At 63.7% G+C, this 24,928-nt stretch carries 23 protein-coding genes; 12 read left to right on the top strand and 11 right to left on the bottom strand.

All coding sequences use genetic code 11. The features are described from left to right. The first annotated feature begins 283 nt into the window (after positions 1-283). The 4 genes from dnaK (at position 284) to ABQM86_RS18570 (ending at position 4,363) form a co-directional block, all read left to right on the top strand. A complete protein-coding gene (gene dnaK / locus ABQM86_RS18585; RefSeq protein WP_207595104.1) occupies positions 284-2,149 on the top strand; it encodes a molecular chaperone DnaK in 1,866 nt (621 codons plus the stop codon). Positions 2,150-2,151: 2 nt separating this feature from the next. Beyond that, complete coding sequence (locus ABQM86_RS18580) at positions 2,152-2,811, top strand: nucleotide exchange factor GrpE (protein WP_369745243.1); 660 nt, start codon at positions 2,152-2,154, stop codon at positions 2,809-2,811. Between the two features lie 138 nt (positions 2,812-2,949). Then, positions 2,950-3,930 carry a DnaJ C-terminal domain-containing protein gene (locus ABQM86_RS18575; RefSeq protein ID WP_207595100.1) on the top strand — a complete coding sequence of 327 codons (981 nt, stop codon included), beginning with the start codon at positions 2,950-2,952 and terminating at the stop codon, positions 3,928-3,930. A 10-nt stretch (positions 3,931-3,940) separates the two neighbouring features. After that, positions 3,941-4,363 (top strand): heat shock protein transcriptional repressor HspR, encoded by a 423-nt coding sequence (locus ABQM86_RS18570; protein WP_207595098.1) that lies wholly within the window; start codon positions 3,941-3,943, stop codon positions 4,361-4,363. Between the two features lie 4 nt (positions 4,364-4,367). Here the strand turns inward: ABQM86_RS18570 and ABQM86_RS18565 are convergent, their stop codons facing one another. Beyond that, a complete protein-coding gene (locus ABQM86_RS18565; protein ID WP_337339880.1) occupies positions 4,368-4,772 on the bottom strand; it encodes a hypothetical protein in 405 nt (134 codons plus the stop codon). 74 nt (positions 4,773-4,846) lie between these two features. Here ABQM86_RS18565 and ABQM86_RS18560 point away from each other — a divergent pair, with 74 nt between their 5' ends. Beyond that, the gene (locus ABQM86_RS18560) at positions 4,847-5,257 is read left to right on the top strand and encodes a DUF3040 domain-containing protein (protein ID WP_369745242.1); all 411 of its coding nucleotides are present in this window, start codon (positions 4,847-4,849) and stop codon (positions 5,255-5,257) included. Between the two features lie 72 nt (positions 5,258-5,329). Here the strand turns inward: ABQM86_RS18560 and ABQM86_RS18555 are convergent, their stop codons facing one another. The 3 genes from ABQM86_RS18555 to ABQM86_RS18545 all read right to left on the bottom strand — a co-directional run bounded on the left by ABQM86_RS18555 (position 5,330) and on the right by ABQM86_RS18545 (position 7,188). Further along, entirely contained in the window at positions 5,330-5,755 is a 426-nt protein-coding gene (locus tag ABQM86_RS18555) for a hypothetical protein (protein ID WP_369745241.1), read from the bottom strand. A gap of 86 nt (positions 5,756-5,841) precedes the next feature. Then, positions 5,842-6,492: a hypothetical protein gene (locus ABQM86_RS18550; protein WP_207595094.1), complete on the bottom strand. Its 651-nt coding sequence runs from the start codon at positions 6,490-6,492 to the stop codon at positions 5,842-5,844. Between the two features lie 60 nt (positions 6,493-6,552). Next, complete coding sequence (locus ABQM86_RS18545; RefSeq protein WP_337339881.1) at positions 6,553-7,188, bottom strand: TetR family transcriptional regulator C-terminal domain-containing protein; 636 nt, start codon at positions 7,186-7,188, stop codon at positions 6,553-6,555. 83 nt (positions 7,189-7,271) lie between these two features. Here ABQM86_RS18545 and ABQM86_RS18540 point away from each other — a divergent pair, with 83 nt between their 5' ends. The 3 genes from ABQM86_RS18540 to ABQM86_RS18530 all read left to right on the top strand — a co-directional run bounded on the left by ABQM86_RS18540 (position 7,272) and on the right by ABQM86_RS18530 (position 10,501). Next, on the top strand, positions 7,272-8,330 hold the full coding sequence (locus ABQM86_RS18540) for an agmatine/peptidylarginine deiminase (protein ID WP_369745240.1): 1,059 nt from the start codon (positions 7,272-7,274) through the stop codon (positions 8,328-8,330). Further along, the gene (locus tag ABQM86_RS18535; protein ID WP_369745239.1) at positions 8,330-10,048 is read left to right on the top strand and encodes an amidase; all 1,719 of its coding nucleotides are present in this window, start codon (positions 8,330-8,332) and stop codon (positions 10,046-10,048) included. Before ABQM86_RS18540 ends, ABQM86_RS18535 begins: the two co-directional genes overlap by 1 nt. An 87-nt stretch (positions 10,049-10,135) precedes the next feature. Beyond that, positions 10,136-10,501, top strand: coding sequence for a hypothetical protein (locus tag ABQM86_RS18530; protein ID WP_207595086.1), 366 nt, complete (start codon positions 10,136-10,138; stop codon positions 10,499-10,501). A 195-nt stretch (positions 10,502-10,696) separates the two neighbouring features. On the opposite strand, the gene ABQM86_RS18525 is transcribed toward ABQM86_RS18530, so the two are convergent. The 6 genes from ABQM86_RS18525 to ABQM86_RS18500 form a co-directional block, all read right to left on the bottom strand. Next, positions 10,697-12,448, bottom strand: a complete 1,752-nt coding sequence (locus tag ABQM86_RS18525; RefSeq protein WP_369745238.1) for a beta-galactosidase family protein — start codon at positions 12,446-12,448, stop codon at positions 10,697-10,699. Between the two features lie 18 nt (positions 12,449-12,466). Beyond that, complete coding sequence (locus tag ABQM86_RS18520; RefSeq protein WP_369745237.1) at positions 12,467-13,165, bottom strand: hypothetical protein; 699 nt, start codon at positions 13,163-13,165, stop codon at positions 12,467-12,469. A gap of 5 nt (positions 13,166-13,170) precedes the next feature. Next, a complete protein-coding gene (locus ABQM86_RS18515; RefSeq protein ID WP_091552267.1) occupies positions 13,171-14,112 on the bottom strand; it encodes a carbohydrate ABC transporter permease in 942 nt (313 codons plus the stop codon). Then, the gene (locus tag ABQM86_RS18510; RefSeq protein WP_280623898.1) at positions 14,112-15,038 is read right to left on the bottom strand and encodes a sugar ABC transporter permease; all 927 of its coding nucleotides are present in this window, start codon (positions 15,036-15,038) and stop codon (positions 14,112-14,114) included. The genes ABQM86_RS18515 and ABQM86_RS18510 overlap by 1 nt, the downstream gene beginning before the upstream one ends. A 114-nt stretch (positions 15,039-15,152) precedes the next feature. Further along, a complete protein-coding gene (locus ABQM86_RS18505) occupies positions 15,153-16,433 on the bottom strand; it encodes an ABC transporter substrate-binding protein (RefSeq protein ID WP_369745236.1) in 1,281 nt (426 codons plus the stop codon). Between the two features lie 62 nt (positions 16,434-16,495). Then, positions 16,496-17,509 carry a hydroxyacid dehydrogenase gene (locus ABQM86_RS18500; RefSeq protein ID WP_369745235.1) on the bottom strand — a complete coding sequence of 338 codons (1,014 nt, stop codon included), beginning with the start codon at positions 17,507-17,509 and terminating at the stop codon, positions 16,496-16,498. Positions 17,510-17,672: 163 nt separating this feature from the next. Between ABQM86_RS18500 and ABQM86_RS18495 the strand changes: the two genes are divergently transcribed. The 4 genes from ABQM86_RS18495 (at position 17,673) to ABQM86_RS18480 (ending at position 23,592) form a co-directional block, all read left to right on the top strand. After that, the gene (locus ABQM86_RS18495) at positions 17,673-19,649 is read left to right on the top strand and encodes a heparinase II/III family protein (RefSeq protein WP_369745234.1); all 1,977 of its coding nucleotides are present in this window, start codon (positions 17,673-17,675) and stop codon (positions 19,647-19,649) included. After that, positions 19,646-20,797 (top strand): LacI family DNA-binding transcriptional regulator, encoded by a 1,152-nt coding sequence (locus ABQM86_RS18490; RefSeq protein WP_089596335.1) that lies wholly within the window; start codon positions 19,646-19,648, stop codon positions 20,795-20,797. Before ABQM86_RS18495 ends, ABQM86_RS18490 begins: the two co-directional genes overlap by 4 nt. Further along, a complete protein-coding gene (locus ABQM86_RS18485) occupies positions 20,797-22,710 on the top strand; it encodes a DUF2264 domain-containing protein (RefSeq protein ID WP_369745233.1) in 1,914 nt (637 codons plus the stop codon). Before ABQM86_RS18490 ends, ABQM86_RS18485 begins: the two co-directional genes overlap by 1 nt. An 81-nt stretch (positions 22,711-22,791) precedes the next feature. Continuing rightward, on the top strand, positions 22,792-23,592 hold the full coding sequence (locus ABQM86_RS18480) for a GNAT family N-acetyltransferase (protein ID WP_337339891.1): 801 nt from the start codon (positions 22,792-22,794) through the stop codon (positions 23,590-23,592). Between the two features lie 4 nt (positions 23,593-23,596). Here ABQM86_RS18480 and ABQM86_RS18475 read toward each other — a convergent pair whose 3' ends face one another. After that, positions 23,597-24,631 carry a Fic family protein gene (locus ABQM86_RS18475; protein ID WP_369745232.1) on the bottom strand — a complete coding sequence of 345 codons (1,035 nt, stop codon included), beginning with the start codon at positions 24,629-24,631 and terminating at the stop codon, positions 23,597-23,599. Positions 24,632-24,928: the final 297 nt, after the last annotated feature.

The raw sequence follows: 24,928 nt of genomic DNA, 5'->3' as shown, positions 1-24,928 counted from the left end.
TCGTCCGGAGGCACGTATTCAGTGATCTCCATCGCGCCAGTCTGGCAGTTCACCGTCGGCGAAACCAGCCCTTGCGCCCCGTGATACCGGGGAATTTCCCAGCCAAATATTCAAAGTTGAGTGCACTTCGCTCAAGTTTCGATTGACTTAACTCTGAGGCTGAGTACAGTTGAGTGCAGAACGCTCAACTAGCCGATTGTTGAGCAGGCTTCCGGCAGGTAAGCGCACAGCGGACCACTGCCAGGTGCAATCTCCAACATCGGCCATTGAAAGGAAACAAGATATGTCACGTGCAGTAGGTATCGACCTCGGAACCACCAACTCCGTGGTCTCTGTTCTCGAAGGTGGCGAGCCCACCGTTATCGCCAACGCAGAAGGCGGCCGCACCACGCCGTCCGTCGTTGCGTTCTCCAAGTCCGGCGAAGTCCTGGTTGGTGAAATCGCCAAGCGCCAGGCTGTCAACAACATCGACCGCACCATCGCGTCCGTCAAGCGCCACATGGGCACTGACTGGAATGTCGCCGTCGATGACAAGAAGTACACGCCGCAGGAAATTTCCGCGCGTATCCTCATGAAGCTTAAGAACGACGCCGAGAGCTACTTGGGCGAAAAGGTCACCGACGCTGTGATCACCGTTCCGGCCTACTTCAATGACGCCGAGCGCCAGTCCACCAAGGAAGCCGGCGAAATCGCAGGCCTCAACGTCCTCCGCATTGTCAACGAGCCCACCGCGGCTGCACTGGCCTACGGCCTGGACAAGGGCAAGGAAGACGAACTCATCCTGGTCTTCGACCTCGGTGGCGGAACCTTCGACGTCTCCCTCCTCGAGGTTGGCAAGGACGAAGACAACTTCTCCACCATCCAGGTTCGCGCAACCGCCGGTGACAACCGCCTCGGTGGCGACGACTGGGACAACCGCGTCGTCGAGTGGCTCCTGAGCCAGCTCAAGGTCAAGGGCATCGACCTCTCCAAGGACAAGATCGCCCTCCAGCGTCTCCGTGAAGCTGCAGAGCAGGCCAAGAAGGAACTGTCCTCCTCCACCAGCACCAACATCTCCCTCCAGTACCTGTCCGTCACCCCCGACGGCCCGGTTCACTTGGACGAGCAGCTGACCCGCGCCAAGTTCCAGGACCTCACCAAGGACCTGCTGGACCGCACCAAGAAGCCGTTCCAGGACGTCATCGCAGAAGCCGGCATCAAGGTTTCCGACATCGACCACATCGTGCTCGTCGGTGGCTCCACCCGTATGCCTGCTGTCTCCGAGCTCGTCAAGGAACTCGCCGGCGGCAAGGAGCCGAACAAGGGCGTCAACCCGGACGAGGTTGTGGCCGTTGGTGCCGCTCTGCAGGCCGGTGTCCTGAAGGGCGAGCGCAAGGACGTCCTCCTCATCGACGTCACCCCGCTGTCCCTCGGCATCGAAACCAAGGGTGGCGTGATGACGCACCTTATCGAGCGCAACACCGCTATCCCCACCAAGCGTTCCGAGACCTTCACCACCGCTGACGACAACCAGCCGTCCGTGGCCATCCAGGTCTTCCAGGGCGAGCGTGAATTCACCCGCGACAACAAGCCGCTGGGCACGTTCGAACTGACGGGCATCGCTCCGGCACCGCGTGGTGTTCCGCAGGTCGAGGTCACCTTCGACATCGACGCCAACGGCATCGTCCACGTGTCCGCCAAGGACAAGGGCACCGGCAAGGAACAGTCCATGACCATCACCGGTGGCACGGCACTGTCCAAGGACGACATTGACCGCATGGTTCGTGAGGCCGAAGAGCACGCCGCTGAGGACAAGGCCCGCCGCGAAGCTACGGACACCCGTAACTCCGCAGAGCAGCTCGCCTACTCGGTGGACAAGCTGATCGCCGACAACGACGACAAGCTGCCCGAAGAGGTCAAGACCGAGGTCAAGGCCGACGTCGACGCCCTCAAGTCCGCGCTGGAAGGCACCGACGACGCAGCCGTAAAGACTGCGTTCGAGAAGCTCCAGGCCTCGCAGACCAAGCTCGGCGAAGCCATCTACTCGCAGGCCGCCGCAGCTGATGCTCCGGGTGCCGGTGCTGAAGGTGCTCCTGCCGGTGAAAAGGCTGCTGACGACGAAGACATCGTTGATGCCGAAATCATCGACGAAGACGAAGCGAAGAAGTAGCCATGCCTCACCACGGCAACGAAGCAGAGCACTCTGAAGGCAACGAGCCGCGCAAGCCAGTCATTCGGGACAACCGCAAGGTTGACCCGGAGACCGGCGAGGCACGTCAGCCTGACAGCGAAGCTACGGCTCCCACCGACGGCAACGCCGCTCCCACGGACGGTGACGCCCTCTCCCAGGCTGAGGAAATCCTCAACGGGGTAGAGGTGCCGGCCGAGGAATCGGTAGCCTCCGGTGCCGCGGCTGAAGCCCAGGCAGCGGAGCTCCGTAACGACCTCCTCCGCCTTCAGGCTGAGTACGTCAACTACCGCAAGCGCGTCGAACGCGACCGCGCCGTAGCAGGAGAGATGGCCGTCATCGGCGTCTTGAACTCCCTGCTCCCGGTGCTGGACGACGTCGACGCCGCACGCCAGCACGGTGACCTCGAAGACGGCCCCTTCGCCGCCATCGCCACGAAGCTGGAGAATGCGCTGAAGACGTACGGACTGGAACGCATCGCGGACACAGGAGTCGAATTCGACCCCACCATCCACGAGGCACTCATCCAGCAGCCCGGCGAGGACATCGAGGTTGACACGGTCAGCCAGGTACTGCGCTCCGGATACCGCTCAGGCGAGCGAGTCCTGCGTGCGGCCCAGGTCATCGTGGCTGTCCCGGCGTAAGTTCCACCTTGTCGCTACACCGGATATGGGGCGGTGCCCCCCACACCGCCGCCCCATATCCGGTTTCGCGCCCGCTGTAAGCTCGCCTGAGGTGAGTTGAATGGGCCGTACTCATTATTGATTTGAAAGGAAACGCTCTTGGCCAGCCAGGACTGGGTTGAAAAGGATTTTTACGCGATCCTTGGTATTGCCAAGGACGCGTCCGACGCGGATATCAAGAAGGCTTACCGCAAGCTTGCCCGGCAGTACCACCCGGATACGAATTCGGGGGATGCTGCTGCGGAGAAGAAGTTCAAGGACATTTCCGAGGCTTACTCGGTGTTGTCGAGTCCTGAGGACCGGCAGCAGTATGACGCCATCCGTGCCATGGGCGGTGCACGGTTTGCTCCGGGTGCCGGTGCCGGCCGCGGTGGTGCGGGAGCCAACGGTGGGTTCGAGGACTTGTTCGGTGGTTTGTTTGGTGGTGGGCCCGGTGCCCGTCAGCCTGCGGGCGGCGGTATCCCGCCCGAGTTTGCCGACCTGTTCGGTGGCGGCTTCGGTGGCGCCGGCCAGACCGGATTCCAGCGGGCTCCGCAGAAGGGATCGGACCGTACGGCGACCACGTCCATCTCGTTTGCCGGCTCCATCAAGGGCACCACAGTGAGCTTGCGCGAAAGCAACGGCAACGTGATCGACGTCAAGATCCCGGCCGGAATCAAGGACGGGCAGAAGGTCCGTCAGCGCGGCAAGGGCAACGTTGGCCCGGCCGGCAATGGCGATCTCATCATCACGGTGAGCGTGAAGCCGCATGACTTCTTCCACCGCGACGGCGACAACATTCGCATCCACGTGCCCGTCACGTTCGCGGAGGCGGCGCTTGGCGCCACCATCGAGGTTCCAACGCTCGACGGCGACACCGTCAAGGTACGCGTTCCGGCCGGAACACCGTCGGGCCGTACCCTCCGGGTCAAGGGCCGTGGCGTGAAAACGTCCAAGGCCACCGGAGACCTGCTGGTGACCATCGACGTCGCGGTCCCCCAGAACCTGAACAAGGAAGCGGAGGAAGCCGTGAAGGCGTTCGCTGCCGCCACCACCGACGCCGACCCGCGTCACGACCTGGCCGCAAAGGCCCGGTTGTAAGGAGGCGGTCATGGCTATCGACGTCAACCAGCCGATATTTGTCATCTCCGTCGCTGCGGAGCTTGCCGATATGCATCCGCAGACGTTGCGCCAGTACGACCGTTTGGGCATCGTTTCGCCCAGCCGTGCGCCCGGAAAGTCCCGCCGCTACTCGCAGAACGACGTCAATAAACTGCGGGAGGTCCAGCGCCTCTCGCAGTCCGGCGTCTCGCTTGAAGGCATCAAACGCATCCTCGACCTAGAAAACCAGGTAGCTGCGCTGCAGTACCGGGTGGCCGAGCTGACAGAAGAATTGTCCCGCCGTCGCTCACCCGTGGACGCGCGCATCTTCGCGGCAGGCGCGGCGGGCGACGTCGTCAGCCTGGCCCGTGGGCAGAGGCCGCGGGCGCGATCGCAGGCCGTTGTGGTGTGGCGGCCGCGGGTCGGGGAGTAGCCAGCTACGCGCGGCTGCGGTCCCAGCTCACCACTACCCGGGCTGCACCCTCTTCAGTCCGTTCCACGTTGGTGACGATCTGCGATTCTTTGGCACCCATGGCACGGATCTGCCGCCGGTAATCCTCAAGATGCTCCTGCAGCGACGCTTCAGTCCATTCGCCGGGCCGCATTCTGGTGGAAATCTCCACCGGTTCTTCGCGGACCAGGATCTCGTCGGGCTGTTCGGGCTGTTCGGGCTGCGAAGGTTCGGGGTTTGGAGTTTGCGGAGCCAGCATCCGGACGGCGAAGGCTCCGCCGGCGATTCCGGCAACGAGGCCTGCTGCGATGAGCCAGAGGGTGCGGCCGGGACCGCGCCGTTTGGAACCCGTTCCGCTGAGGTTTGCCTTGGTGGAGTCTCTTCGTGCCATGGGGAGTTCAACTTTCCGTCGGCGATAGGTAGTCCGTGCATGAGCAGGCCGTAACCCGCCACACCATCGTAAGCATGCTGAGTTGGACCTGTGGCTTGATCGCCAAAACGGGCAGATTATGTAGGCATGGCACGGCAAGCAGCGCGCGTGCTGATGGCTCGATCATCGTGAGGGTGATGACGGTGTCGTTGTCCGATGAAGAACGCAGGAGCTTGGAAGAGCTGGAGCGGGAACTCGCTTCGACCGATCCGGATCTCGCATCCGAGCTGACATCGGGCCGGCCCCGGGGACAGGCTGCCCGCACCATCCTCGGGAGTCTGGCCGTTTTAGGTGGCTTTGCGATGGTGATCGCCGGGATCATCACCCAGCTTGTTGTTTTGGGCGTGCTGGGATTCCTTCTGGCCAGCGGCGGGGCGTATTGGTTGCTGTCCGGGACCTCGCTTAGGAGAAAGTCTGGAAGGCACGACGGCGAACCCGTACCTTAGCCCTCAGGCCCGCCGGACGCGGGCACTCGACTCGGGCACTCAGCGATAGTGATGCTGGTGCGGGGACGTCCCCTAGGGAACCGGCGGCACGGGCGGCTGGACCGGAACCTCAGGCTGCTTCACGGGCTCAGGTTCGCCCGGGGGAACCATCATGCGCCACGCCAGGACAGCGCCCGCGCCGGCAACAGCCCCGATGAGCAGGCCGATCATCCACCCGGACAGGCGCGGAGCGCGCTGCCGGCTGTTCCGCTTCAGGGCCTGCGTTGTCCTTGTCACAGCTTTGGCCGCCGCGCGCTGGGCTTCCTTGGCGGCCTTCTTGTTGCCCGTCAGCGTAAGCATGACGCCGTGAACCACGGACGGAACATCGGCATGATTGATGCGGGTCAAGGCCCACTTCACCACCGCATCGGCCTGGGACGACGTGCCGTCCGCCGCGTGTGATACCCACTCCCGGGCCAGATCCTGCGCGGCGGGAATGATGTTCTGTGCTTTGTACATAGTGCACCCCTCCAAGCGTAGATGTCCCCGTTAGCCAGCCTACGCCGGAGCCCCTGTGTCCAACAGATGCCACCGGCGCAGTCGGGTCAGTCGCGGACTACGGCAGCCAACTCCACCGGGCTCTCCAGCCCAGCCCACTGACCGCTGAGGGTCAGCTCGCTGTGCAGTTCCGGAGCCGCGGCCGAGTTGGCGGAAGCGTCCGCTGCCACGTCAACCACCCGGGTTACTTTCAACCGCAACTCGCCGGCATCAATGATGGTCACGCCGCTGCCCGAGACCGGTGCCGAGGCACTCAGGGCGGGGACGCCGCCGTCGAGCTTTCCGCTGCCTTTGACCGTCACTGAGCTGGGGCGGGGCTCCGGCTCGCCGTCAACGATCAGTTGGGCCTCTTCCTGGCCCGTCAAAATGGCGGTGGCGAGAGCCTTGACGTAAATGGGGTCGGCGCAGGCGTCGTACACCCACCTCTTGCCCAGGACCGAGTGATCCATGGTGCCGATGAGCCACTCCTCAGCGCCGGCCAGCTCGTAGCCCCGATAGCTGAGGGGAACCTGGTAGATGCGATCGCCCGCGGCGACCACGTGTGTCTCGATCCCGACCTCGCCGGCGGGATCGTCAAAACGGTAGGCGCCAATAAGCTCCGGCGTGCCATCCTGGATGAACCAGGGCTGCTTCGGCAGGTAGCCGGCGATGAGTTCGAGCTTGGACGGGGAAAGGTTTGCCTTGTGAATGATCGCCATGGTCTCCAGCCTAGGGCAGGGTGTGGCGGCTCCCGAAGACCAGCGGGCTGACCGGCTTCCCTAAGCGCCGGGTTTCGAAGCCAGGGAGCCGGGGGCAGCGCCCACCATCCCCTCCACCGCGCGGGCCAGGTGTGTGCCGCGATCGTTGACGCCATCCCAGCGGACCAAGGCCTGCGCATTCAGGCCGTCCACCATGCCGAGGATCTGCCAGGCGACGGCGGCGGCATCGGAAACGTTGAACGCTCCGCTCGCGTTTCCGTCCTCCACTACTCCTTGGAAGACCTCCTGCCAGGCATCCATTTGCTCGCGGACTGAGGCGGCCAGCGTCTCGTTGCGCCGTCCCAGCGTCCAGGCTTCCACCCAGATTGCCGTGACGTCGAGCCTGCTGTTGTCCAGGAGGGTGTCCACCAGCAGTCCGAGCCGTTCCGAGGGGCCTGGACGCTGGCTCAGCAGGCCTGCAACTTCCTGGGTTTCCGCGGCCACGATGCTGGCGAATGTGCTGGAGACCAGCGCATCCATATTGGGCTGATAGTGCGCCACCAGGCCGGAAGCGACGCCCACGCGTGCGGCAACATTGCGCAGGGTGAGTGAGGTGAGACCCGCCTCGAGGGCGAGCTCGCGGGCGGCTTCGGTGATTTCTGCGGCGCGTTCTGCCGGTGACTTCCGGAGTGCGCGCTTCTGTGGAGTGCTTGACATCAAGGACCAGTCTAGATTACCTTTTCAGCATTGTTGATCGTATGATCAACAAGAGAATTGCACTGAAGACGAAGGAGTCACCCATGGCTTGGAGAATGCCGGCCGAAACCGCACCGCATGAGCGCACCTGGATGGCGTTCCCCCGCACCGGCCTGACCCTTGGCGACGACGCCGCCTCGGCCGAAGAGGCGTATAAGGCCTGGACCGCCGTCGCCCACGCAGTGGCGGAATTCGAACCGGTCACCATGGTGGTGGACCCGAGCGAGCGCGAACGCGCCGCCCGGATGCTGGGCGGCGGGATCGAACAGATTGAGGCGCCGCTGGATGAGTTCTGGATGCGCGACGTCGGACCCACCTTTGTGCTGGACGATGAACGTCCCGGCGTGCTTGGTGCTGTGGACTGGATCTTCAACGGCTGGGGTGCGCCGGCGTGGTCCGAGTGGCAGAAGAGTGCCGGCATGGGCCGTTTCGTCGCGGAACAGTCCGGTGCCGAACTGGTCAGCTCACTGCTGGTCAACGAGGGCGGCGCCATCCACGTGGACGGCGAAGGAACCGTGCTGATCACCGAAACCGTGCAGCTGGATCCGGGTCGGAACCCCTTCGCCGACAAGGCCGCAGTTGAGGCTGAGCTGGCCCGCACCATCGGCGCCACAAAAGTCATTTGGGTACCCCGCGGACTGACCCGCGACTACGAGGACTTGGGCACACGCGGCCACATCGACATGGTGGCCACCCTGCCCACCCCTGGCCGTATCCTGCTGCACTCCCAGACCAACCCGGAGCACCCGGATTACGAAGTCAGCCGCACGCTCCAGGCATTCCTGGAAACCCAGACGGATGCATCGGACAAACCGTTCGAGATTGTGCCGCTGCCTGCGCCGGAAACTTTGCGCGACGAAGACGGCTTTGTGGACTGGAGCTACGTCAACCACCTGGTGGTCAATGGTGGCGTCATCGCCTGTGGCTACGGTGAAGAACGTGCCGATTCCCTCGCGGCCGAGATCCTGGCCGAGGCCTACCCCGGCCGCCGCGTGGTCACCGTTGACGCCCGACCGATCCTGGCCCGCGGTGGCGGCATCCACTGCATCACCCAGCAGCAGCCGCGCCTCAGCAGGGCGCAATCCGCCGGGGATGAGGCGTAATGGCCAACTTCGACGTCGTAGAAGCCTCCCTCGCGCAACTGCGCGAGGCCTTGGAGGCAGGCGAGGTGACCAGCGAACAGCTCACCAAGGCCTACCTCGAGCGCATCGAGGCCTATGACCGCAATGGCATCAAGCTCAACGCAATGGTTGTCATGAACCCCGAGGCCTTGGCGGACGCCAGGGCTTCGGATGAACGCCGGGCGCAGGGGATTGTGCGCGGCCCTCTGGACGGTATTCCTTACACAGCCAAGGACAGCTATCTGGCCAAGGGTCTCACTGCCGCGGCCGGCTCGCCGGCCTTTGAGAATCTGGTGGCGCAACGGGATGCGTTCACCATCGAGCGCCTTCGGGATGCCGGTGCGGTGTTGATCGGCCTCACCAACATGCCGCCCATGGCCAACGGCGGCATGCAGCGTGGCGTCTATGGCCGCGCCGAAAGCCCGTACAACGCTGAGTACCTGACGGCCGCCTTCGGCTCCGGTTCCTCCAACGGTTCCGGAACCGCGACGGCGGCCAGCTTCGCGGCCTTCGGCCTGGGTGAGGAGACCTGGTCAAGTGGCCGCGCACCGGCGTCGAACAATGCCTTGTGCGCCTACACGCCCTCGCGCGGCGTCATCTCGGTGCGCGGCAACTGGCCATTGGTACCCACCATGGACGTCGTAGTCCCGCACACGCGCACCATGGCCGACATGCTCGAGCTGCTGGACGTCATTGTGGCCGACGACGCCGAGTCCCGCGGTGATTTTTGGCGCGCCCAGCCGTGGATTTCGCTTCCGAAGTCCTCCGAAGTCCGGCCGGAGTCTTACGTTGCGCTCGCTTCGGAAACGCTCGACGCCGGACGGCTGGCGTTGCGGGGCAAGCGCTTCGGAGTGCCGCGCATGTACATCAACGCAGACCCGGCCGCCGGGACCAGCGAGCAGCCGGGCATCGGTGGCCCCACCGGGCAGCGAATCGAAACGCGGGCTTCCGTGATTGACCTGTGGGAAGCAGCGAAGCGCGACCTCGAGGCCGCGGGAGCCGAGGTCGTCCTGGTGGACTTCCCCGTGGTCTCAAATTACGAATGCGACCGGCCGGGAGCGCCTACCATCGCCACCCGCGGCCTGGTCAGTTCCGCGTACCTCAAGCGTGAAATCGAGGACCTCTCGGCCTGGGCGTGGGACGATTTCCTTCGCGCCAACGGTGATCCTGCCCTCAACAGGCTTGCCGATGTTGACGGCGCTGCGATCTTCCCGCACCCGAAGGGCGCCCTGGCAGACCGCTACACCGGATTCGAGGACCACATCTCCGAATATCCCCGGCATGTCCGCGAATACGGCGTATCCCAATTCACTGAGATCCCCGAGCTGGAAGACGGAGTGCGCGGACTGGAAGAGACCCGGCGGGTTGACCTGGAGGACTGGATGGACGGGCTCGGACTGGACGCAGTCCTGTTCCCTGCCGCGGCCGACGTCGGACCAGCCGACATGGACGTCAACCCTGCCTCCGCGGACCTCGGCTGGCGAAATGGGGTCTGGGTGTCCAACGGCAACCTCGTCCCACGCCACCTCGGCATCCCCACTGTCACGGTGCCGATGGGAACCATGGCAGATATTGGCATGCCCGTAGGCCTCACCTTTGCTGGCCGCGCCTACGACGACACGGCACTGCTGACGTTGGCTGCCGCTTTCGAAGCGACGGGCTCCCGGCGCACGACTCCGCCCCGGACGCCGGCGCTGTAGCGGAGATTCGCCTCCGTGTGGTGGCCGATGCGTGGCCGGGCCCCGGCTCTGATTACAATCAAAGGGACGTCGACCACTGAGGGAATCATGAAGAAACTCACCACTGTCCTGATCGCTGCCGGGCTCATCGCCTCGGCATCCGCCTGTTCCGCCCAGCAGCAGCTGACCACAGCGGAAACCTGCGACCGCGTTAACGTCGTGGTACCCAGCTTCCCGCAGAGCCCGAGCCAGACTGCAGCGAACCGTGCTGCCAATGCGGTCCGGCCCATCGAGTCCGTGGCTTCCAACGACATGAAGCCGGTTGTCACGGCAATCCTGGGATACCTGGATGCTCTGGCCGAGAAGGAGCCGACCGACGATGGCAAGAAGGCGGAGCACCAGGCAAAGCTGGACGAGGCCAACTCGGCCTTCCAGGAAGCCGGCACCAAGTACGGCGAGCTCTGCCGCGGCTAATGACGCCCGCGCGCTGAACACGCAGTCGCTCAACATACAGGGCTGAACATACAGAAGGGACCGGTTGATCGACCGGTCCCTTCTGTATGCCGCAAACGCTCTTTCATATCCCGTCACCTTGGAAGGAAGCCTCTCTCACTCTCCTGGAGAAAGTGAGAGAGGGCGGACGGGAAGGGCTTGGGATGTGAGAGAGGGCTACTTTTCGTCGGGGCCCAGGTCAGGCCCGACGGCGAAACCCACCTCGCGCGTCGCGCTTCCGTGGAGTTCCAGGATGGCGAGCTCGTTGGCGCCTTCGCGGATCAGCGGACCAGGAACGTACAGCGTGCGCTGCGGTCCGCGGCTCCAGTAACGGCCAAGGTTGAATCCGTTCACAAAAACAACACCCTTTGTCCAGCCATCGAGGCGGAGGAATCGGTCTCCCGGGCCATCGGCGTCAAAGGTCGCAAAGGAAACGGACGGACCAGCCACGCCGGCCGCAGCATCGCCGGGTGGCAGCGGCACTGCGGCCGACCGGAATGCCTCCAGCGAGCCCAGGTCCACGGCACCGACTTCCCAGTCCACAACTTCCACGCCGTTCAGCAGCGCCGGTCCGATCAAACCCTTGGCTTCGCCGATTCTCTGCCCGTAATTCACCCGGCCTTGGTCCTCAAGGAGAACCTGCAGGCGGCCACCACCGGGGATGACAACCGAGCGCTCGCCCAATTCCCGGCTCAGCACCCCCACGGGCACGCCGTCCAGGAAGAACTGAGCCCTATCCCGGACCTCGGTGAATGACAGGACTCCGCCACCCGGAAGTGAGGCCTCGTACAAGTAGAAGCCGCGGTACTGCCCAGTCACCTCGACGGGCGGAACGGTTCCTGGTACCAAAGACGTAGCTAAGGCGTCGGAGGGCACAGGCGCCGTCGAAGAAACCGCCACCACTGAAGCAGGGACGGGCGCCCGGAGGGCCGGCACCTCGGCCGGAACCGGGAAATGCTTGGCAATGACGTCCCGGAAGGCGAAGTACTTGGCCGTCGGATGCCCGTCCTCGGAGAGGGGCGCGTCGTAGTCGTACGAGGTGATGGTGGGCTCGTAGATGCCTTTGTCGTTCGCCCCATTGTTGAAGCTGAAGTTGGTGCCGCCGTGGAACATGTAGATATTCACTGAAGCCCCGGCGGTGAGCAGAGCATCGAGTTCGGCGGCGGAAGCCGCGGCGTCGGTGGTGTGGTGGTGTGTTCCCCAGTTGTCGAACCAGCCGTTCCAGAACTCTGCGCACATCAGCGGCCCCGAGGGCTGCCTCTCTCGCAAGAAGCCGAGCCGCTCCTCAACACGCGAACCAAACGTTCCCGTCTTGTGCAGTTCGGGCAATGATCCGTCCTCGATCATGGTCCCGAACGGCTGGTCGCAGGTGAACAGCGGAACATCAACACCCGAGCGCTTGGACAGGTCCACCAGATGCTGCAGGTACTCCTTGTCGTTCCCGTAGGCGCCGTACTCGTTCTCAATCTGGAGCATGATCACTGGACCGCCCTGAGTGATCTGTCGAGGCACCACCAAAGCCAGCACAGACTCCATATAGGAAGAGACAGCCGCCAAGTAGCCCGGTTCGCTGCTGCGGACACCCACGGTGGGGTCGGTGAACAGCCAGGCGGGCAGCCCTCCGTTGTCCCATTCGGCGCAGATGTAGGGGCCGGGTCGGACAATGGCGTGCATCCCGGAAGCGGCAACCAGGTCCAGGAAGCGACCCAGGTCCAGCCCGCCGTCGGCAACAAACGAACCAGGCTCGGGCGAGTGCTCATTCCAGGGCACATACGTTTCGATGGTGTTCAAACCCATCAACCGGGCCTTATGGATCCGGTCGGCCCACAGATCGGGGTGAACCCGGAAGTAGTGGATGGCTCCGGAGAGGATGCGGAACGGCTGATCGTCCAGGAGGAAGTCCTGATCGCCGATGGCGAAGATGCTCAAGAAAGGTCCTAACAGGGTCTACGCGGAACGCAGCACGGCGTGGAAAGCGTACGCGGCGTTGCTCCAGATCACGAACAGCAGCGGTGCCGGCGCCAACGCGATACCCAGGACCGGCTGCATCACGGAGGCGGACACGATGATCCCCAGCAGGATCAGCATGGCCACGCTGAGGTACCAGCGCTGCGCCACCAGATAAAGCGAAGCCTTCAGGATGCTTTTCAGCTTCGCTTCAGGCAGAAGTACGACGCCGGCAATCGCCGTGACGGCAAGGCTCACCGTCACGGCGGCTGCTACGACGATCACCGGCACCAGCAGCGCAGCGCCAGGAAGGCTCTGGACGTTGTTCTGGACGACGGCCAGGTCCACACCGAGGAACATCAACAGGGCCACAGCGCCCACACCCAGCACCGCGGCCTTCGCGAAACTGCGCTTGTATCCCCGAAGGAAAGCGGCAACCGGCTTGACCGCGCCGCCGTCGTCGTTCAACGCCTTGAAGGCACCGAAGATACCGGCGAGCGACGGCGCAATGGTGACGGAGAGCGCCAGGAAGAACGGCCACGCAGCGGCGGGGTCGGCCACCAGCGAAAGGCTGAAGACCAGCGGGGCGTTGGCCACGGCGAGCAGGGCGTTGCCGGCCAGGAACGTGTAGATGAACCCGAAGATGTTCCCGAAGGTTTCGAATCCCGGCCCGGCCCACCGCCGCGGTTTAGCGCTCACACTACTCATCCTTTCATCCCGCTGGTCGCGATGCCTTGGATGAAGTAGCGCTGGCCGATCAGGAAGATGATGAGTATCGGGATCACGGAGATCACGGAGCCGGTCATGATCATGGCGTACTCAGCGTCGAACTGGCCTACGAAGGACCGCAAGCCCAGCTGGACGGTCCAGAGGCGGTTGGACGTGAGGTAGATGAACGGACCCATGTAGTCGTTCCACGTGTTCACGAACGTGAGCAGGGCAAGGCTGGCCAGGGCCGGTTTGGACAGGGGCAGGATGACGCGGGCCCAGATGCCGTATTCGCTCAGGCCATCGATGCGGGCCGCTTCGCAGAGCTCGTCCGGGATGGTCATGTAGTACTGGCGCATCAGGAACACGCCGAACGCGCCGAACGCCTGCAAGAGAATGAGGGCGTTGAAGCTGTTGGTCAGGCCAAGGTTCTGCATCATGATGTACTGCGGCACCATGTAGGCCTGCCACGGAACGGCGATAGTACCGATGTACGCGAGGAACAGCACGTCGCGGCCCGGGAAGCGGACCTTGGAGAAACCGTAGGCAGCCAGCGAGCCCGTGAGGACCTGCAGGCAGGTGATGATCACGGCGAGGTACAGCGAGTTCTGCAGGTAGCCCATCATGGGGATACGGGTCCAGATGTCCGTGTAGTTGCTCCACACGAACTCCTGCGGAATCCACTGGATGGGAACCGTGAGGACCTGGTTGTTCTCCTTCAACGACGAGGAAAGCATCCAGATGAACGGCACCATCAGCGCCGCCACCAGGACCACCAGGACACCGTAGATCACGATGTTCGCGGTCCGCTTCTTCTGCTCGCGCGGGGAGCGTTTGCGGTCGGTACGACGGCGATCTTCCGCAGTAGGTGCGCCGTTTGGGAGCGGTGCCGCGTCCGTCACATGAGTGGCTTTGAGGTCTTCGGCCATGTTGGTCATCAGCGTTCCCTCCGCTGTTGGATCTTGAACTGCAGGACGGTAACCGTCAGCACGATGACGAACAGGACCAGCGAAATGGCAGAGGAGTACCCGAACTTCCCTTCGCCGATGCCCTCCTGGTAGATCAGCTGGGACAGCACCGTGGTGGAGCGGCCGGGGCCACCGTTGGTCATGACCACAATGAGGTCGAACACCTTGAAGCTGGAAACCGTCAGCATGACCACCACAAAGAACGTGGTGGGACGCAGGGACGGGATGGTGACGTTCCAGAAGCGCTGCCAAGCACTGGCGCCGTCTACTTCGGCGGCTTCATACAGTTCGGTGGGGATCGCCTGCAGGCCGGCTAAGTAGAGGACCATGTAGTAGCCCATGTCGCGCCACACACTGGTGATGATGACGGCGGGCATGGCCCAATCGGAACTGGAGGTCCAGCCCGGCGGGTTGGCGATGCCGATGGCGCCGAGGAACTGGTTGATGGGGCCGCTGTCCGGGCTGAACAGCATGTTCCAGACGACGGCGACGGCCACCAGCGAGGTGATATACGGAAAGAATATGGCAACGCGGAAGAAGCCGATGCCCTTGAGCTTGCGGTTCAGCAGCATGGCCAGGATAAGGGCCAAGGCCATGGTGAGCGGGACGTGGCCCAAAGCGTAGACAAGGGTGTTCCGCAGCGCGATCCAGAAGGAGTCGGATGCGAACATGCGCTCGAAGTTGGCCAGGCCAACCCATTTGGGAGCGCTGAATGAGGTCCATTCCATGAAGGAGAGCGCGAAAGCGGCCACGACTGGAATGAGGGTGAAGGCCAGGAAGCCCAGGAAGTTCGGAAGGATGAACGTCCAGCCGATCAGCGTGTTGCGCCTGGCTTGCTTCCTGTTGCCGCGGCTGTGCACGGGGGCAGGTGCCTGGGTGATTGTTTCTGTAGTCATGATGACCGCTCCCGGCGTCGGGGGCGTTCCTCCATTTCAGGATCCGGAGAATTCAGGTCCGGGTCCGGTGCCGCGTCCAGGGACGCAGCACCGGAACCAGTGGCTTGCCTGGCCTTACTTGCCCAGGACTTCGCTGGTGACGCGCTTGCCCATCTCGGCGAGGCCATCACTGACGGAGCGCTCGCCGACCATGATGAGGTCGTGCTCCTGGTTGAGGATCTTGTCCGTAGCGGCAGACTTGTCGCTGACGGGCATTTCCAGTGCGATCTCATCCGGCGTGAAGGCCTTCTTGGAGAGTTCGTCGGTGGGCATGCCGTCCAGTTTGAAGTACTCAGTGGTGATGGAGTCGTTCTGGAGTGCGGGGACAACGCCGATCTTCGAGATGGCCTTGGCTCCTTCTTCGCCGGCGGCCCATTCAATGAACTTCTTGGCCTCGTCCGAGTGTGTTGCGTTCTTGTTCACGGCGAAGGCCGTGGGCGAACCGAACGTGGTGACCTTGCCGTCGTCGTTCTTCTGCGGCATCGGAGCCAGACCCCAGTTGACGTTGGTCTTGCCGTCCTTCTTGGCCTGAAGGATGCCCGCCGTGTACCAGGTGCCCATGGGCATCATGGCAGCCTGGCCGGTCTCGAACATGGTGCGGTAGCTGGTCTTCTGGCTCTTGGCGGTGCCGAAGTCCAGGGTGGTGCCGGACTTCTGGAGATCCAGGGCGGTGTTGTACTGGTCCTCCATGAAGCCGTAGTCGCCGCTGTTCTGGTCAGCGTCGTTCTGGGCCGCTGCGATGGCCTGGACCACGGAACGCCAGATGTGGTGGTAGGTGCCGTACGTCTTCTTTCCGCCGACCTCGGTGGTGAGCTTCTTGGCGATCTCCGTGTACTTCTCCCAGGTCAGGTCCTTCGGCTCCTCGATGCCGGCAGCCTTGAACAGGTCCTTGTTGTAGTACAGGAGCCAGAAGTCCTGGCGGTAGGGAGCAGCGAAGTACTTGCCGTCGATGTCGAACGCGTCCAGTCCGGCGAGGTTGTCCTTGCCCACCTTGTCCACCACGCTGTTGATCTCCTGCAGCTGGCCGTTGCTGGCATAGCGGGAGTAGTCGATCACGTTCTTCATGGTGAGCACGTCAGTGGTGTCGCCACCGGCCAGCATGGTGGTGACCTTCTGGGGGTAGTCATCAGCAAGGATGTCCACGGGTTCGATGTCCACCGTGGGGTTGGCGGCCTCGTAGCCGTCAAAGAGGGCCTTGAACTCCGGGGTGCCCTCGTAGTTCCAGACCGAGACGGTCAGCCGGGTCTTGCCTTCGGCCGCCTGCGGTTCGGCGGGACCGGCAGCGCCGGCGCAGCCGGTGAGTCCGAGCCCTGCAGTCACCGCAAGGGCGATTGCGGCGAGGGTTGTGCGCTTCATTGCGTTCTCCTTTAGTACTGGGTTACAAGTTTGCCGCAGCTGCGGCTTCATGGTGCTTGGGTTCAGGCGCTGAGGCCGAGGTCCTCATGGACTACCTGTGCCAGGAGGTCCTTGCCGGCGAGGTATCGTTCAAGGTCATCGAGTGCGGCATCGGACATCCGCCGGGTTTCAGTCCCGAGCGAACCTGCGATGTGCGGGGTGATGATGACGTTGGGGAGGTCGTACAGGGTGGACTCAGCCGGCAACGGTTCAGGTTCCGTGACGTCCAGCAGTGCCGTGATTCGACCGGTGGCGCACTCCTTTTCGAGGGCTTCCGTGTCAACGAGCGAACCGCGGGCGGTGTTGATGAGCGTCGCGTGGTCCTTCATGGCGCCGAGCTGGGCCGTGCTGATCATGTTGCGGGTTTCGGGGAGTGCGGGTGCGTGGATGGTGACCACATCAGATACGGGCAGGAGTTCTTCGAGGGTGACCAGTTTGCCGCCGGCCGCCGCCACGTCCAATGGATCGGCGTACGGGTCGCTGACCAGGCAGGTGACGTCCTGGAGTTGTTGGACCAATTGGACCACCCGGCGGCCAATGCGGGAGAACCCGACGACGCCTACCACCCGGCCGATGTTGCCCAGTTCGCCGCGATCACCGATGTAGCTCCAGTCTTCCCGGTGCGTCCGGGCGTCGTTGGCCAGCACATGCGCCTTCTTGCCCGCCAGGACGATCGAAGCGAAGGTGAACTCGGCCACCGGGATCGCGTTGGCGTCGGCGCCGTTGGTGACGGTGATGCCGCGATCCCACAGTTCTTCACTGACGAAGCTGCGCACTGTTCCTGCACAGTGGAACACTGCCCGGAGCTTGGGCATGCGTTCCAAACGATCAGCGTTGAGGTGCGGCACTCCCCAACTGGTGAGGAGGATTTCCACCTCTTCCAAACGGCCCAGCAATCCGGGTTCGTCCAGGGAATCCGTCCACGGCTGATCGCCGAGATCCACCATTTTGGACAGCCGCTCCAGTCGCGTGGAATCGAACTGGTCAGCAAAGGTTCCGCTATTCATGACCAGCAGTGCCTGGGGCTTGAGCGACATTGAGGGATCCTCCCTTCTAAGTTTTCGGCGGCCTGTTCGACCGTGATTTATGTGTTGCATCACATCTAATAATCAGTACATACTCATAAACAAGACAGTTCATTCAACTCAATCGAACTTGATCTAAAACATTCAAGATCGAACAAATGAGAGAAGAATTTATATGGCAACCGGCATCCCCGCCGTTGACGCGCCACCACTGAGGCCCCTGTTAAGCGTCTGGGGTACGTCTGCAGGCCCACCGGCTCTGATGGAGTCGCTCCGCGGCGCCCGGGACCGCCTCGCCGTCCGTCCAGCGTCCGACGCCGGATGGCAGCGCGCTGCTGGCAGCCCCCTCGCGGAACTGCGCGCCCAAGCAGCGGAGGAAAAGGGGAGTCACTGGCCCCAACCGCTCGTGTCCCATTACGCGCGCTACTTCCGCGACGGCAACCGCACGGCATACGAGGGGCTGGTGGCGGGGCGGCAGCAGCGACTGACGCGCGCCGTCATGATGGCTGCTGTGGCTGGTCCTGCCTCCGACGACGGTTGGCTTGACGAGGTGATTGACGGCGCCTTCCTCCTGTGCGAGCAGAGTTCGTGGAGCTGGGCCGCGCACGACGACGTGTTCACCCGCAGTGGCGATGTGGTCCCTGAGCGTTCCCGGCCGTACCTCGATCTCGGCGCAGGGGAGGTGGTGGCGCAGCTCGCGTGGCTGGACCATGTGCTCGGTTCACAGCTCGATGAACGTGCCCCCGGTCTGCGTCGACGCATCCGTCTGGAGACACAGGAACGGGTCATCCGGCCGTTCCTGGACAGGCTCGACTGGCATTGGCTGGGGTTGGACGGCGACGTTCATAATTGGAATCCGTGGATCCACTCGAACATCATCGCCGCGGCATTGCTGCTGGTGGATGACCCTGGGTTGCAGGCGGCGGTTATTGCACGCTGCATCGAGGGCCTGGACCGCTTCCTCGCCTCCATTCCCGCCGACGGTGCCATCGACGAAGGCTTCGCCTATTGGTGGAACGGGGCCGGCCGCGCGCTCGAAGGCCTTGCCCTGCTGGAGGAGGCAAGCGGCGGCGTGCTCGATCCGGACCTGCCCGTCATCCGCGCACTGGTGGCATTCCCGCACCGCATGCACTTGGGGCATGGATGGTTCCTCAACGTTGCCGACGGCCCGGCCCGCGCCCACCACGGACTCCCGTGGGACATGCTGCAACGCTGGGCTGTCCGGCTGGGGGACTCTGAGGCCGCCGCGCACGCGGCCGCCTTTGCCGCCGTCGAACCCGAACCCAACGCCGCCGCCGGCCTGGGCCGCGTCCTCACCCAACTGAGTGACAGCAAACGTCGCAATGAGCGTCCATTGGGACATGTGCTGTTACCTAGTTGGGGGACGTACCTGCCGTCGGTCCAGATCATGGTGGCGCGGCAGACTCCGGGCTCATTCGTCGGGCTCACCCTCGCGGCCAAGGGCGGACACAACGGCGAGCACCACAACCACCGCGACGTCGGTTCAGCGGTGGTCGCCGTGGATGGTGTGCCCCTCTTGGTCGACGCCGGCCAGCCCACGTACACCGCGCAAACGTTCGGACCAGATCGGTACCGGATTCGGGCCATGCAGAGTGCGTGGCACAGCGTCCCCGCACCGTTCGGACTGGAGCAGGGGACCGGGTCTTCGTTCGCGGCGACCGTACTCCAGGAGCCGACCCTTGAGGAACCCACCCTCGCGCTTGGACTGGGAGCGGCCTACGGTTTGGACCACGCTGAGCAATGGATCCGCACCTCGCTCATGAACCGGGAGCTGGGGACCGTGGTGATTGACGACCGCTGGAACCTGCCCGAACCCGCGCCGGAGGGCACGCGTCCGCCTGAGGGAACGCCCGACGTCGACATCACCTATCTGGTTGCCGGCACCGTCAGCGTCGGTACAGACGCGACCGCGATCGTCGCGCCCGACGGGATTCCGGCTGCGGAAACCGGCAGGGGCCTGCACCTGCGCTGGAAGCCGGCCACCGCCGTCGTACTCGTGGACGAATGGCACCTCGACGATCCTCTCCTCGGCGACATCTGGGGCGAAAAATTGACCCGGATCCGTTTCCGTATGCCCACCGAAAACCGCGCTTCGGGCGCGTTTACCCTCACAGTGGAGGCAACATCTTGAGTTCTGAACAGACCCCGGAAGCGGGCGGCAAGTCCCTCTTTTCCCTGCAGCGCCGTGAACGGCTCATGGAGGAGCTCCGGGCGCATGGAGCCATCACCGTGCGCGATATTGCCGCGAAGTTGGGCGTCAGTGAACTGACTATCCGGCGTGATGTGAACACCCTCGCCGACGAAGGACTCGTGTCCCGCGTCCATGGCGGCGCCACGCTGCCCAGCCCGTTGGACCGTTCGGTGGCTGTGGGGCGGCCGTCGGCGCACAGCTACTCCATTGGCATGGTGGTTCCGTCGTTGGACTATTACTGGCCGCAGGTGATTTCCGGTGCGCGTGGCGAGGCCGAGGCGCAGAACCTCCGCATCCTGGTCCGTGGCTCCGCCTACGACGCTGCCGACAACCGCCGCCAGGTCCAGGCGTTGCTGGATACCCAGAACATCGACGGGCTGATCGTGGCCCCCGATATGGGCGGTGAGCACGGGAAGGAATTGCTGAGGTGGCTCAATGCCCTGCCCATTCCGGTGATCCTCGCCGAACGGCGGGCGCCGTCGGAAATCCCCGCGCATCGCCTGGAGTGGGTCGCAACCGATCATTCCTTTGGCGCCGGGATGGCCGTGCGCCATCTGTGGCAGGAGGGGCACCGGATGATCGGATGCCTCACGGATTCCACCAGTCCCACCAGCCCGCATGTGGTCCGCGGTTGGAAACAGGCCCTTGCCGCGCTCAAGATTCCGCTGGAAAAGTCCATCCACGAGGACTCAGCCAAGCTGGACAACGGCGATCGTGCCAAGCACTTCGATCACGTCCTGGATCTGTGCCGTTCCACCGGAACTACGGCAATGCTGGTGCACTCGGACACCCAGGCCGTGGCGTTCGTGCAGCACTGCGTGGACCGGGGCGTGGATGTTCCAGGCAGCATGGCGATTGTGGGGTACGACGACGAAGTGGCCTACCTTGCCGAGCCCGCCATCTCCGCGGTGAGGCCACCCAAAAGCTACGTCGGCAAGGTGGCGGTGCAGCTCATGGCTGCGCGCCTGGCCGAAGGAAGGATGCGCCCTGTGCATCGCATTGACCTGAACCCCGAGCTGATTGTGCGGGAATCCTCCGTTGGCGCACCGCGAGGGTTGGCTGGAGTCGTCCTGGAGGATTCGCTCTGATGCTTCTGCCGCCCCTGGATTACCAGCTCTCACCCTTCACCGGCCTGACCCGCGAGCACTGGTGTGCGTACGCGGATCACCTCCTGCGTTCGGCGCATCAGTTCGGCACGGACGATCACGCCAACATCCACCTGCCTGGAGCCAACAGCCGCTATGGCCCGCGAAGTGATTCTCTGGAAGCCTTCGCCCGGACTTTCCTGCTGGCCTCGTTCCGGATGACGGGCGACCCTGCCAGCACGGGCTGGATCGCCGAGTGGTACGCCGCCGGACTGGCCGCCGGAACCAATCCCGCCAATCCGGACCGGTGGCCGACGCCTGGTGAGCTGGGGCAGGCGAAGGTGGAGGCGGCGTCGTTGGCTGTTGGCTTGGCACTGACCCGCGACGTCCTGTGGGACAAACTGCCGGAGCGCGTGCAGGAGCAGCTCATCGCATGGTTCGAGACCGTGATCGGTGAGGAGTACCCGCCCATCAACTGGGTCTGGTTCCAAATTGTGGTGGAGACATTCCTGGCATCCGTGGGCGGCCGGTACTCCGATGAGGACATCGACGCCGGACTCGCCATCCATGACTCCCTGTACCGGGGCGGTGGCTGGTTCGCGGACGGTCCCGAGCGTGCCTACGACCACTACGTGGGCTGGGCATTTCAGGTGTATCCGCAGCTCTGGGCGTTGATGGCGCCTTCTGACCCCCGGGTTACTGCTCGCAAAACGCTCGACGGCGACCGGCTGGCTGATTTCCTGGACGACGCCGCGTATTTGGTGGGCGCGAACGGTGCCCCGCTCATTCAAGGCCGGAGTCTGATCTACCGGTTCGCGGCCGCCGCGCCGTTCTGGGTGGGGGAGTTGTCCGGGCACACGCGCTTGGCCCCAGGTCTTTCCCGGCGTGCTTCCTCCGGGATGCTGGACTACTTTGCCCGGCACGGCTCCATCACGGAGGACGGGTTGCTGTCCATCGGGTGGCACGGCGAGTTCGCGGGCATGAAGCAGGCCTACTCCGGCGCTGGGTCACCCTATTGGGCGGCGAAGGGGATGCTCGGGCTCGCGCTGCCCGCCGATCACCGGGTGTGGACTGCGGTGGAGGCACCTTTGCCCGTTGAGGTTGCCGACACGCAGCGGCTGATCGCGGCGCCGGGCTGGCAGGTGGATGGGACCCGAACCGACGGCGTGGTCCGGATCCGGAACCACGCCACGGACCACGCGGTTGTGGGTGCTGTGGTGGCGGACTCGCCGCTGTATGCGCGGATCGGGTACTCCACCCACACGTTCCCGGACCTGACACCCGAGTCCGTGGACAATGCGGTGGCGTTCGTTGATTCCGATGGCCGGCTCACGCATCGGACGGGGTTTGAGTATCTCGGTTCGTTCTCCGAGGGCGGTGTTCAGCTGGGAGCGTCCCGGTTCACAGCCCACTGGATTGAACCTGACCCCGACGCCGGTCCCGATCACGGCAGCGGGGTGGCCGGCGTTGCGACTCCCGGGCCCTCGGTCACCGTGGTTTCGGCGACGCGTGGGGCAGTAGAGCTCCGGCTGGTGCGTGTTTCCGGGGCTTCCGGCTCTTCCTCGGGGAGTGCCTTGCGGATCGGCGGCTGGCCGGTGGATGCTGCGTCGTCGGTGGTGGGCTCTGTGATGCCAGTTCCAGGATTCGGCATGTCGTTGGATTCGTCCGGGACGTTCGTCCGCTCTGGCGCCCACCCCATGGGTTCGGAGCTCACCATTCCGTGGGTGGGAACCTCGGGTACCGCGCACGACGGTGACTACGCCGCCGTCGTCGTCCTCGCCGGTGACGGAGGTACTTCGACGGATGCGGGTGTCACGTATGTTGCCGGGGAAGGGGAGGTCGAGGGGGATGGTCGGTTCGTGTTCTCGGACGGCGCCTTCGTGAGCATCTCGCAGCTTGCCCGTTTCGATGCGTAGCTGCGGGTTAGACGACTCCTACCGTCTAGTGTGCAGCGGGCCGTCGAATCGGGCGAGCCCACCCTGCAGTAGGCTCGCGGGATGAGCCAAACCGATGATCGAGCACGCTTCCTCGCGGCATATGACCAGGACCTCCGCACCGACGCCGAGACCCCGAGTGCCCTCAAAGTGACCCAGCACGGCCCTGTGCGTTTGGTGACCTTCATGAAGGGCCGGGGCTTCGTCACGTACCAGGATCTCGGTGACGCGGATTCGCAGACCATCAAACGGCTCGTAGCCGAGGCCATCGCTTATTTCCGCGCTGAACCTGACATCACCAGGGTCGAATGGAAATCCCGCGGGCATGACCACGCACCGGGGTTGCACGAAGCGTTGATCGAAAACGGCTTCACCCAGGATGATCCCGAGTCGATCATGATCGGTGAAGCCCAGGCATTAAGCACAGCTGTGCCACTTCCCGACGGCGTGACCCTGCGGCAGGTCACGGAGGAACCGGACGTGCGCGCCATGAGCGCCATGCAGGACGAAGTGTTCGGCGAACCCGTGTCAGATGAGATGGCTGATGCCCTGCTGCGCCGTCTCTCCCTCGATGACGGGATGCAGTTGTGGGTGGCCGAAGCTGAAGGGCAGATCGTCAGCGCCGGACGTTTGGAACCGGTTCCAGGCACAACCTTCGCCGGTATCTGGGGCGGCGCCACCAGGGAAGAGTGGCGCGGTCGGGGGATTTACCGGGCATTGACGGCCCGCCGTGCGCAGGCCGCACTCGAGCTGGGAAAGACCCTCATCCACAGTGATTCCACCGAATTCTCGAGGCCAATCCTGGAGCGCTCAGGGCTGCTCAAGGTCTCCACCACCACCCCGTACCGCTGGGTGCGTGACTGAAGGCTCAGATGGCTTTGGCGGCCAACCGCCTGTTCAGTCGATCTACCTCATCCAAGACTTCCATTGCTGCCCAGGCGCGATTCCGCTGCGATTGCGAGACGAGGGACAGTACGCCGGCTTCGGTCATTCGGTTCAGGGTTTTGTATATGGACGTTTCCTCAACACCAGCGATGTATGCTGCCCGGTGCGCTTCGAAAACGGGCTGTTCCAGCAGCCAAGGGATGAGCTTTGCTTCCGCAGAGTTTTTCCTGGGGCGGAGTAAGTCGGTCCACAATGCCGGGAGCTCATCGAGAGCCGCGACCGATTCACTGGCGGCTTGGGAAGCACGCATCGCAGACTTTGCCAGATAGAGGACGAATGGATCCACGTCACCGTTGCGGTAATTGTTGAGTAAGGAAAAGTAGGTCTCCACGTCCGCTACCATCGCAGAGGCTATGGGAGTGACCGTGTTCTTGGTCAGTCCTCTACGCCGTGAAATGGAACCGATCAGAGCACGTCCTATGCGGCCATTACCGTCGGTAAAAGGGTGGATGGACTCGAAGTGGGCATGGGCAATGGCCGCCTGCGCCACGATGGGGATGTCCTTTCGGGCACAGAATGCCATGAGGTCGTCCATGAGTTCGGGTACCAGCGCCGGGGGAGGGGGAACGTGGATGGCTCCTCGAGGTGAATAGTCACTTCCGCCGATCCAATTTTGCACATCCCGGAATGAACCAGCGTTGTGCCCGTCCATTGGGTCATCTTTCATCAGGGCTTTGTGGGCCTTAAGCAGAGCCTCCACACGGACCTCGCCAGTGTCCCCCGCATCGCTAATCATGCTCTGCACGGCTTCCGCCGCTGCCACCATGGATCTCGCTTGATCGGTGGCCTTTAGCCCGATCATGGCGCGGGCGTAGTCGTTTCGATTGGCGTCGACGTGTTCGATCTTTGAAGAGGAGACCGCTTCGCTTCGCAGCAGAAAGCCGCTGATGGCAGCCATGCGAGAACCCGCCGACACGTCCAACGATGCGACGGCAACAGCGGCCTCTTCGAGTGCCACGATCGTTTCCCGGCTGGGTTCGAACCAAAGCCCCGCAATTTTGGGGGGAAGTGAAACTTCGACTTCGGTGAATAAGCGGTCCTCCCGTGGGGGACGACCTGAGGATTTCCAGGGCATGACCTTGTTTCCATGCGCTGGCCAAGCTGGCAAGAGGTGCTCCAAAGCCTAGTAGGGTGTCCTTTACTGTTATTTTAGCCTTTAAATAACAGTAAAGGGCACGTAGCTGTTCATTTGCACGTACTCATCACAGTTGTGTCAAGGCGCAGCAAGGCCCCTCAGGATCAGAATCCCGAGGGG

The sequence above is a fragment of the Paenarthrobacter sp. AMU7 genome (assembly GCF_041200195.1).
In the GTDB taxonomy this organism is placed as follows: Bacteria; Actinomycetota; Actinomycetes; order Actinomycetales; family Micrococcaceae; genus Arthrobacter.
Note: the sequence above shows the minus strand (reverse complement) of the source record. Positions and strands in the feature narration are given on the sequence as shown.

Bases quoted from the DNA above. Each gene is read 5' to 3' on its own strand.
- dnaK (WP_207595104.1), top strand. From the start codon at position 284: ATGTCACGTGCAGTAGGTATCGACCTCGGAACCACCAACTCCGTGGTC.
- ABQM86_RS18580 (WP_369745243.1), top strand. From the start codon at position 2,152: ATGCCTCACCACGGCAACGAAGCAGAGCACTCTGAAGGCAACGAGCCG.
- ABQM86_RS18570 (WP_207595098.1), top strand. From the start codon at position 3,941: ATGGCTATCGACGTCAACCAGCCGATATTTGTCATCTCCGTCGCTGCG.
- ABQM86_RS18565 (WP_337339880.1), bottom strand. From the start codon at position 4,772: ATGGCACGAAGAGACTCCACCAAGGCAAACCTCAGCGGAACGGGTTCC.
- ABQM86_RS18560 (WP_369745242.1), top strand. From the start codon at position 4,847: ATGCTGAGTTGGACCTGTGGCTTGATCGCCAAAACGGGCAGATTATGT.
- ABQM86_RS18555 (WP_369745241.1), bottom strand. From the start codon at position 5,755: ATGTACAAAGCACAGAACATCATTCCCGCCGCGCAGGATCTGGCCCGG.
- ABQM86_RS18550 (WP_207595094.1), bottom strand. From the start codon at position 6,492: ATGGCGATCATTCACAAGGCAAACCTTTCCCCGTCCAAGCTCGAACTC.
- ABQM86_RS18545 (WP_337339881.1), bottom strand. From the start codon at position 7,188: ATGTCAAGCACTCCACAGAAGCGCGCACTCCGGAAGTCACCGGCAGAA.
- ABQM86_RS18540 (WP_369745240.1), top strand. From the start codon at position 7,272: ATGGCTTGGAGAATGCCGGCCGAAACCGCACCGCATGAGCGCACCTGG.
- ABQM86_RS18535 (WP_369745239.1), top strand. From the start codon at position 8,330: ATGGCCAACTTCGACGTCGTAGAAGCCTCCCTCGCGCAACTGCGCGAG.
- ABQM86_RS18530 (WP_207595086.1), top strand. From the start codon at position 10,136: ATGAAGAAACTCACCACTGTCCTGATCGCTGCCGGGCTCATCGCCTCG.
- ABQM86_RS18515 (WP_091552267.1), bottom strand. From the start codon at position 14,112: ATGACCAACATGGCCGAAGACCTCAAAGCCACTCATGTGACGGACGCG.
- ABQM86_RS18510 (WP_280623898.1), bottom strand. From the start codon at position 15,038: ATGACTACAGAAACAATCACCCAGGCACCTGCCCCCGTGCACAGCCGC.
- ABQM86_RS18505 (WP_369745236.1), bottom strand. From the start codon at position 16,433: ATGAAGCGCACAACCCTCGCCGCAATCGCCCTTGCGGTGACTGCAGGG.
- ABQM86_RS18500 (WP_369745235.1), bottom strand. From the start codon at position 17,509: ATGTCGCTCAAGCCCCAGGCACTGCTGGTCATGAATAGCGGAACCTTT.
- ABQM86_RS18495 (WP_369745234.1), top strand. From the start codon at position 17,673: ATGGCAACCGGCATCCCCGCCGTTGACGCGCCACCACTGAGGCCCCTG.
- ABQM86_RS18485 (WP_369745233.1), top strand. From the start codon at position 20,797: ATGCTTCTGCCGCCCCTGGATTACCAGCTCTCACCCTTCACCGGCCTG.
- ABQM86_RS18480 (WP_337339891.1), top strand. From the start codon at position 22,792: ATGAGCCAAACCGATGATCGAGCACGCTTCCTCGCGGCATATGACCAG.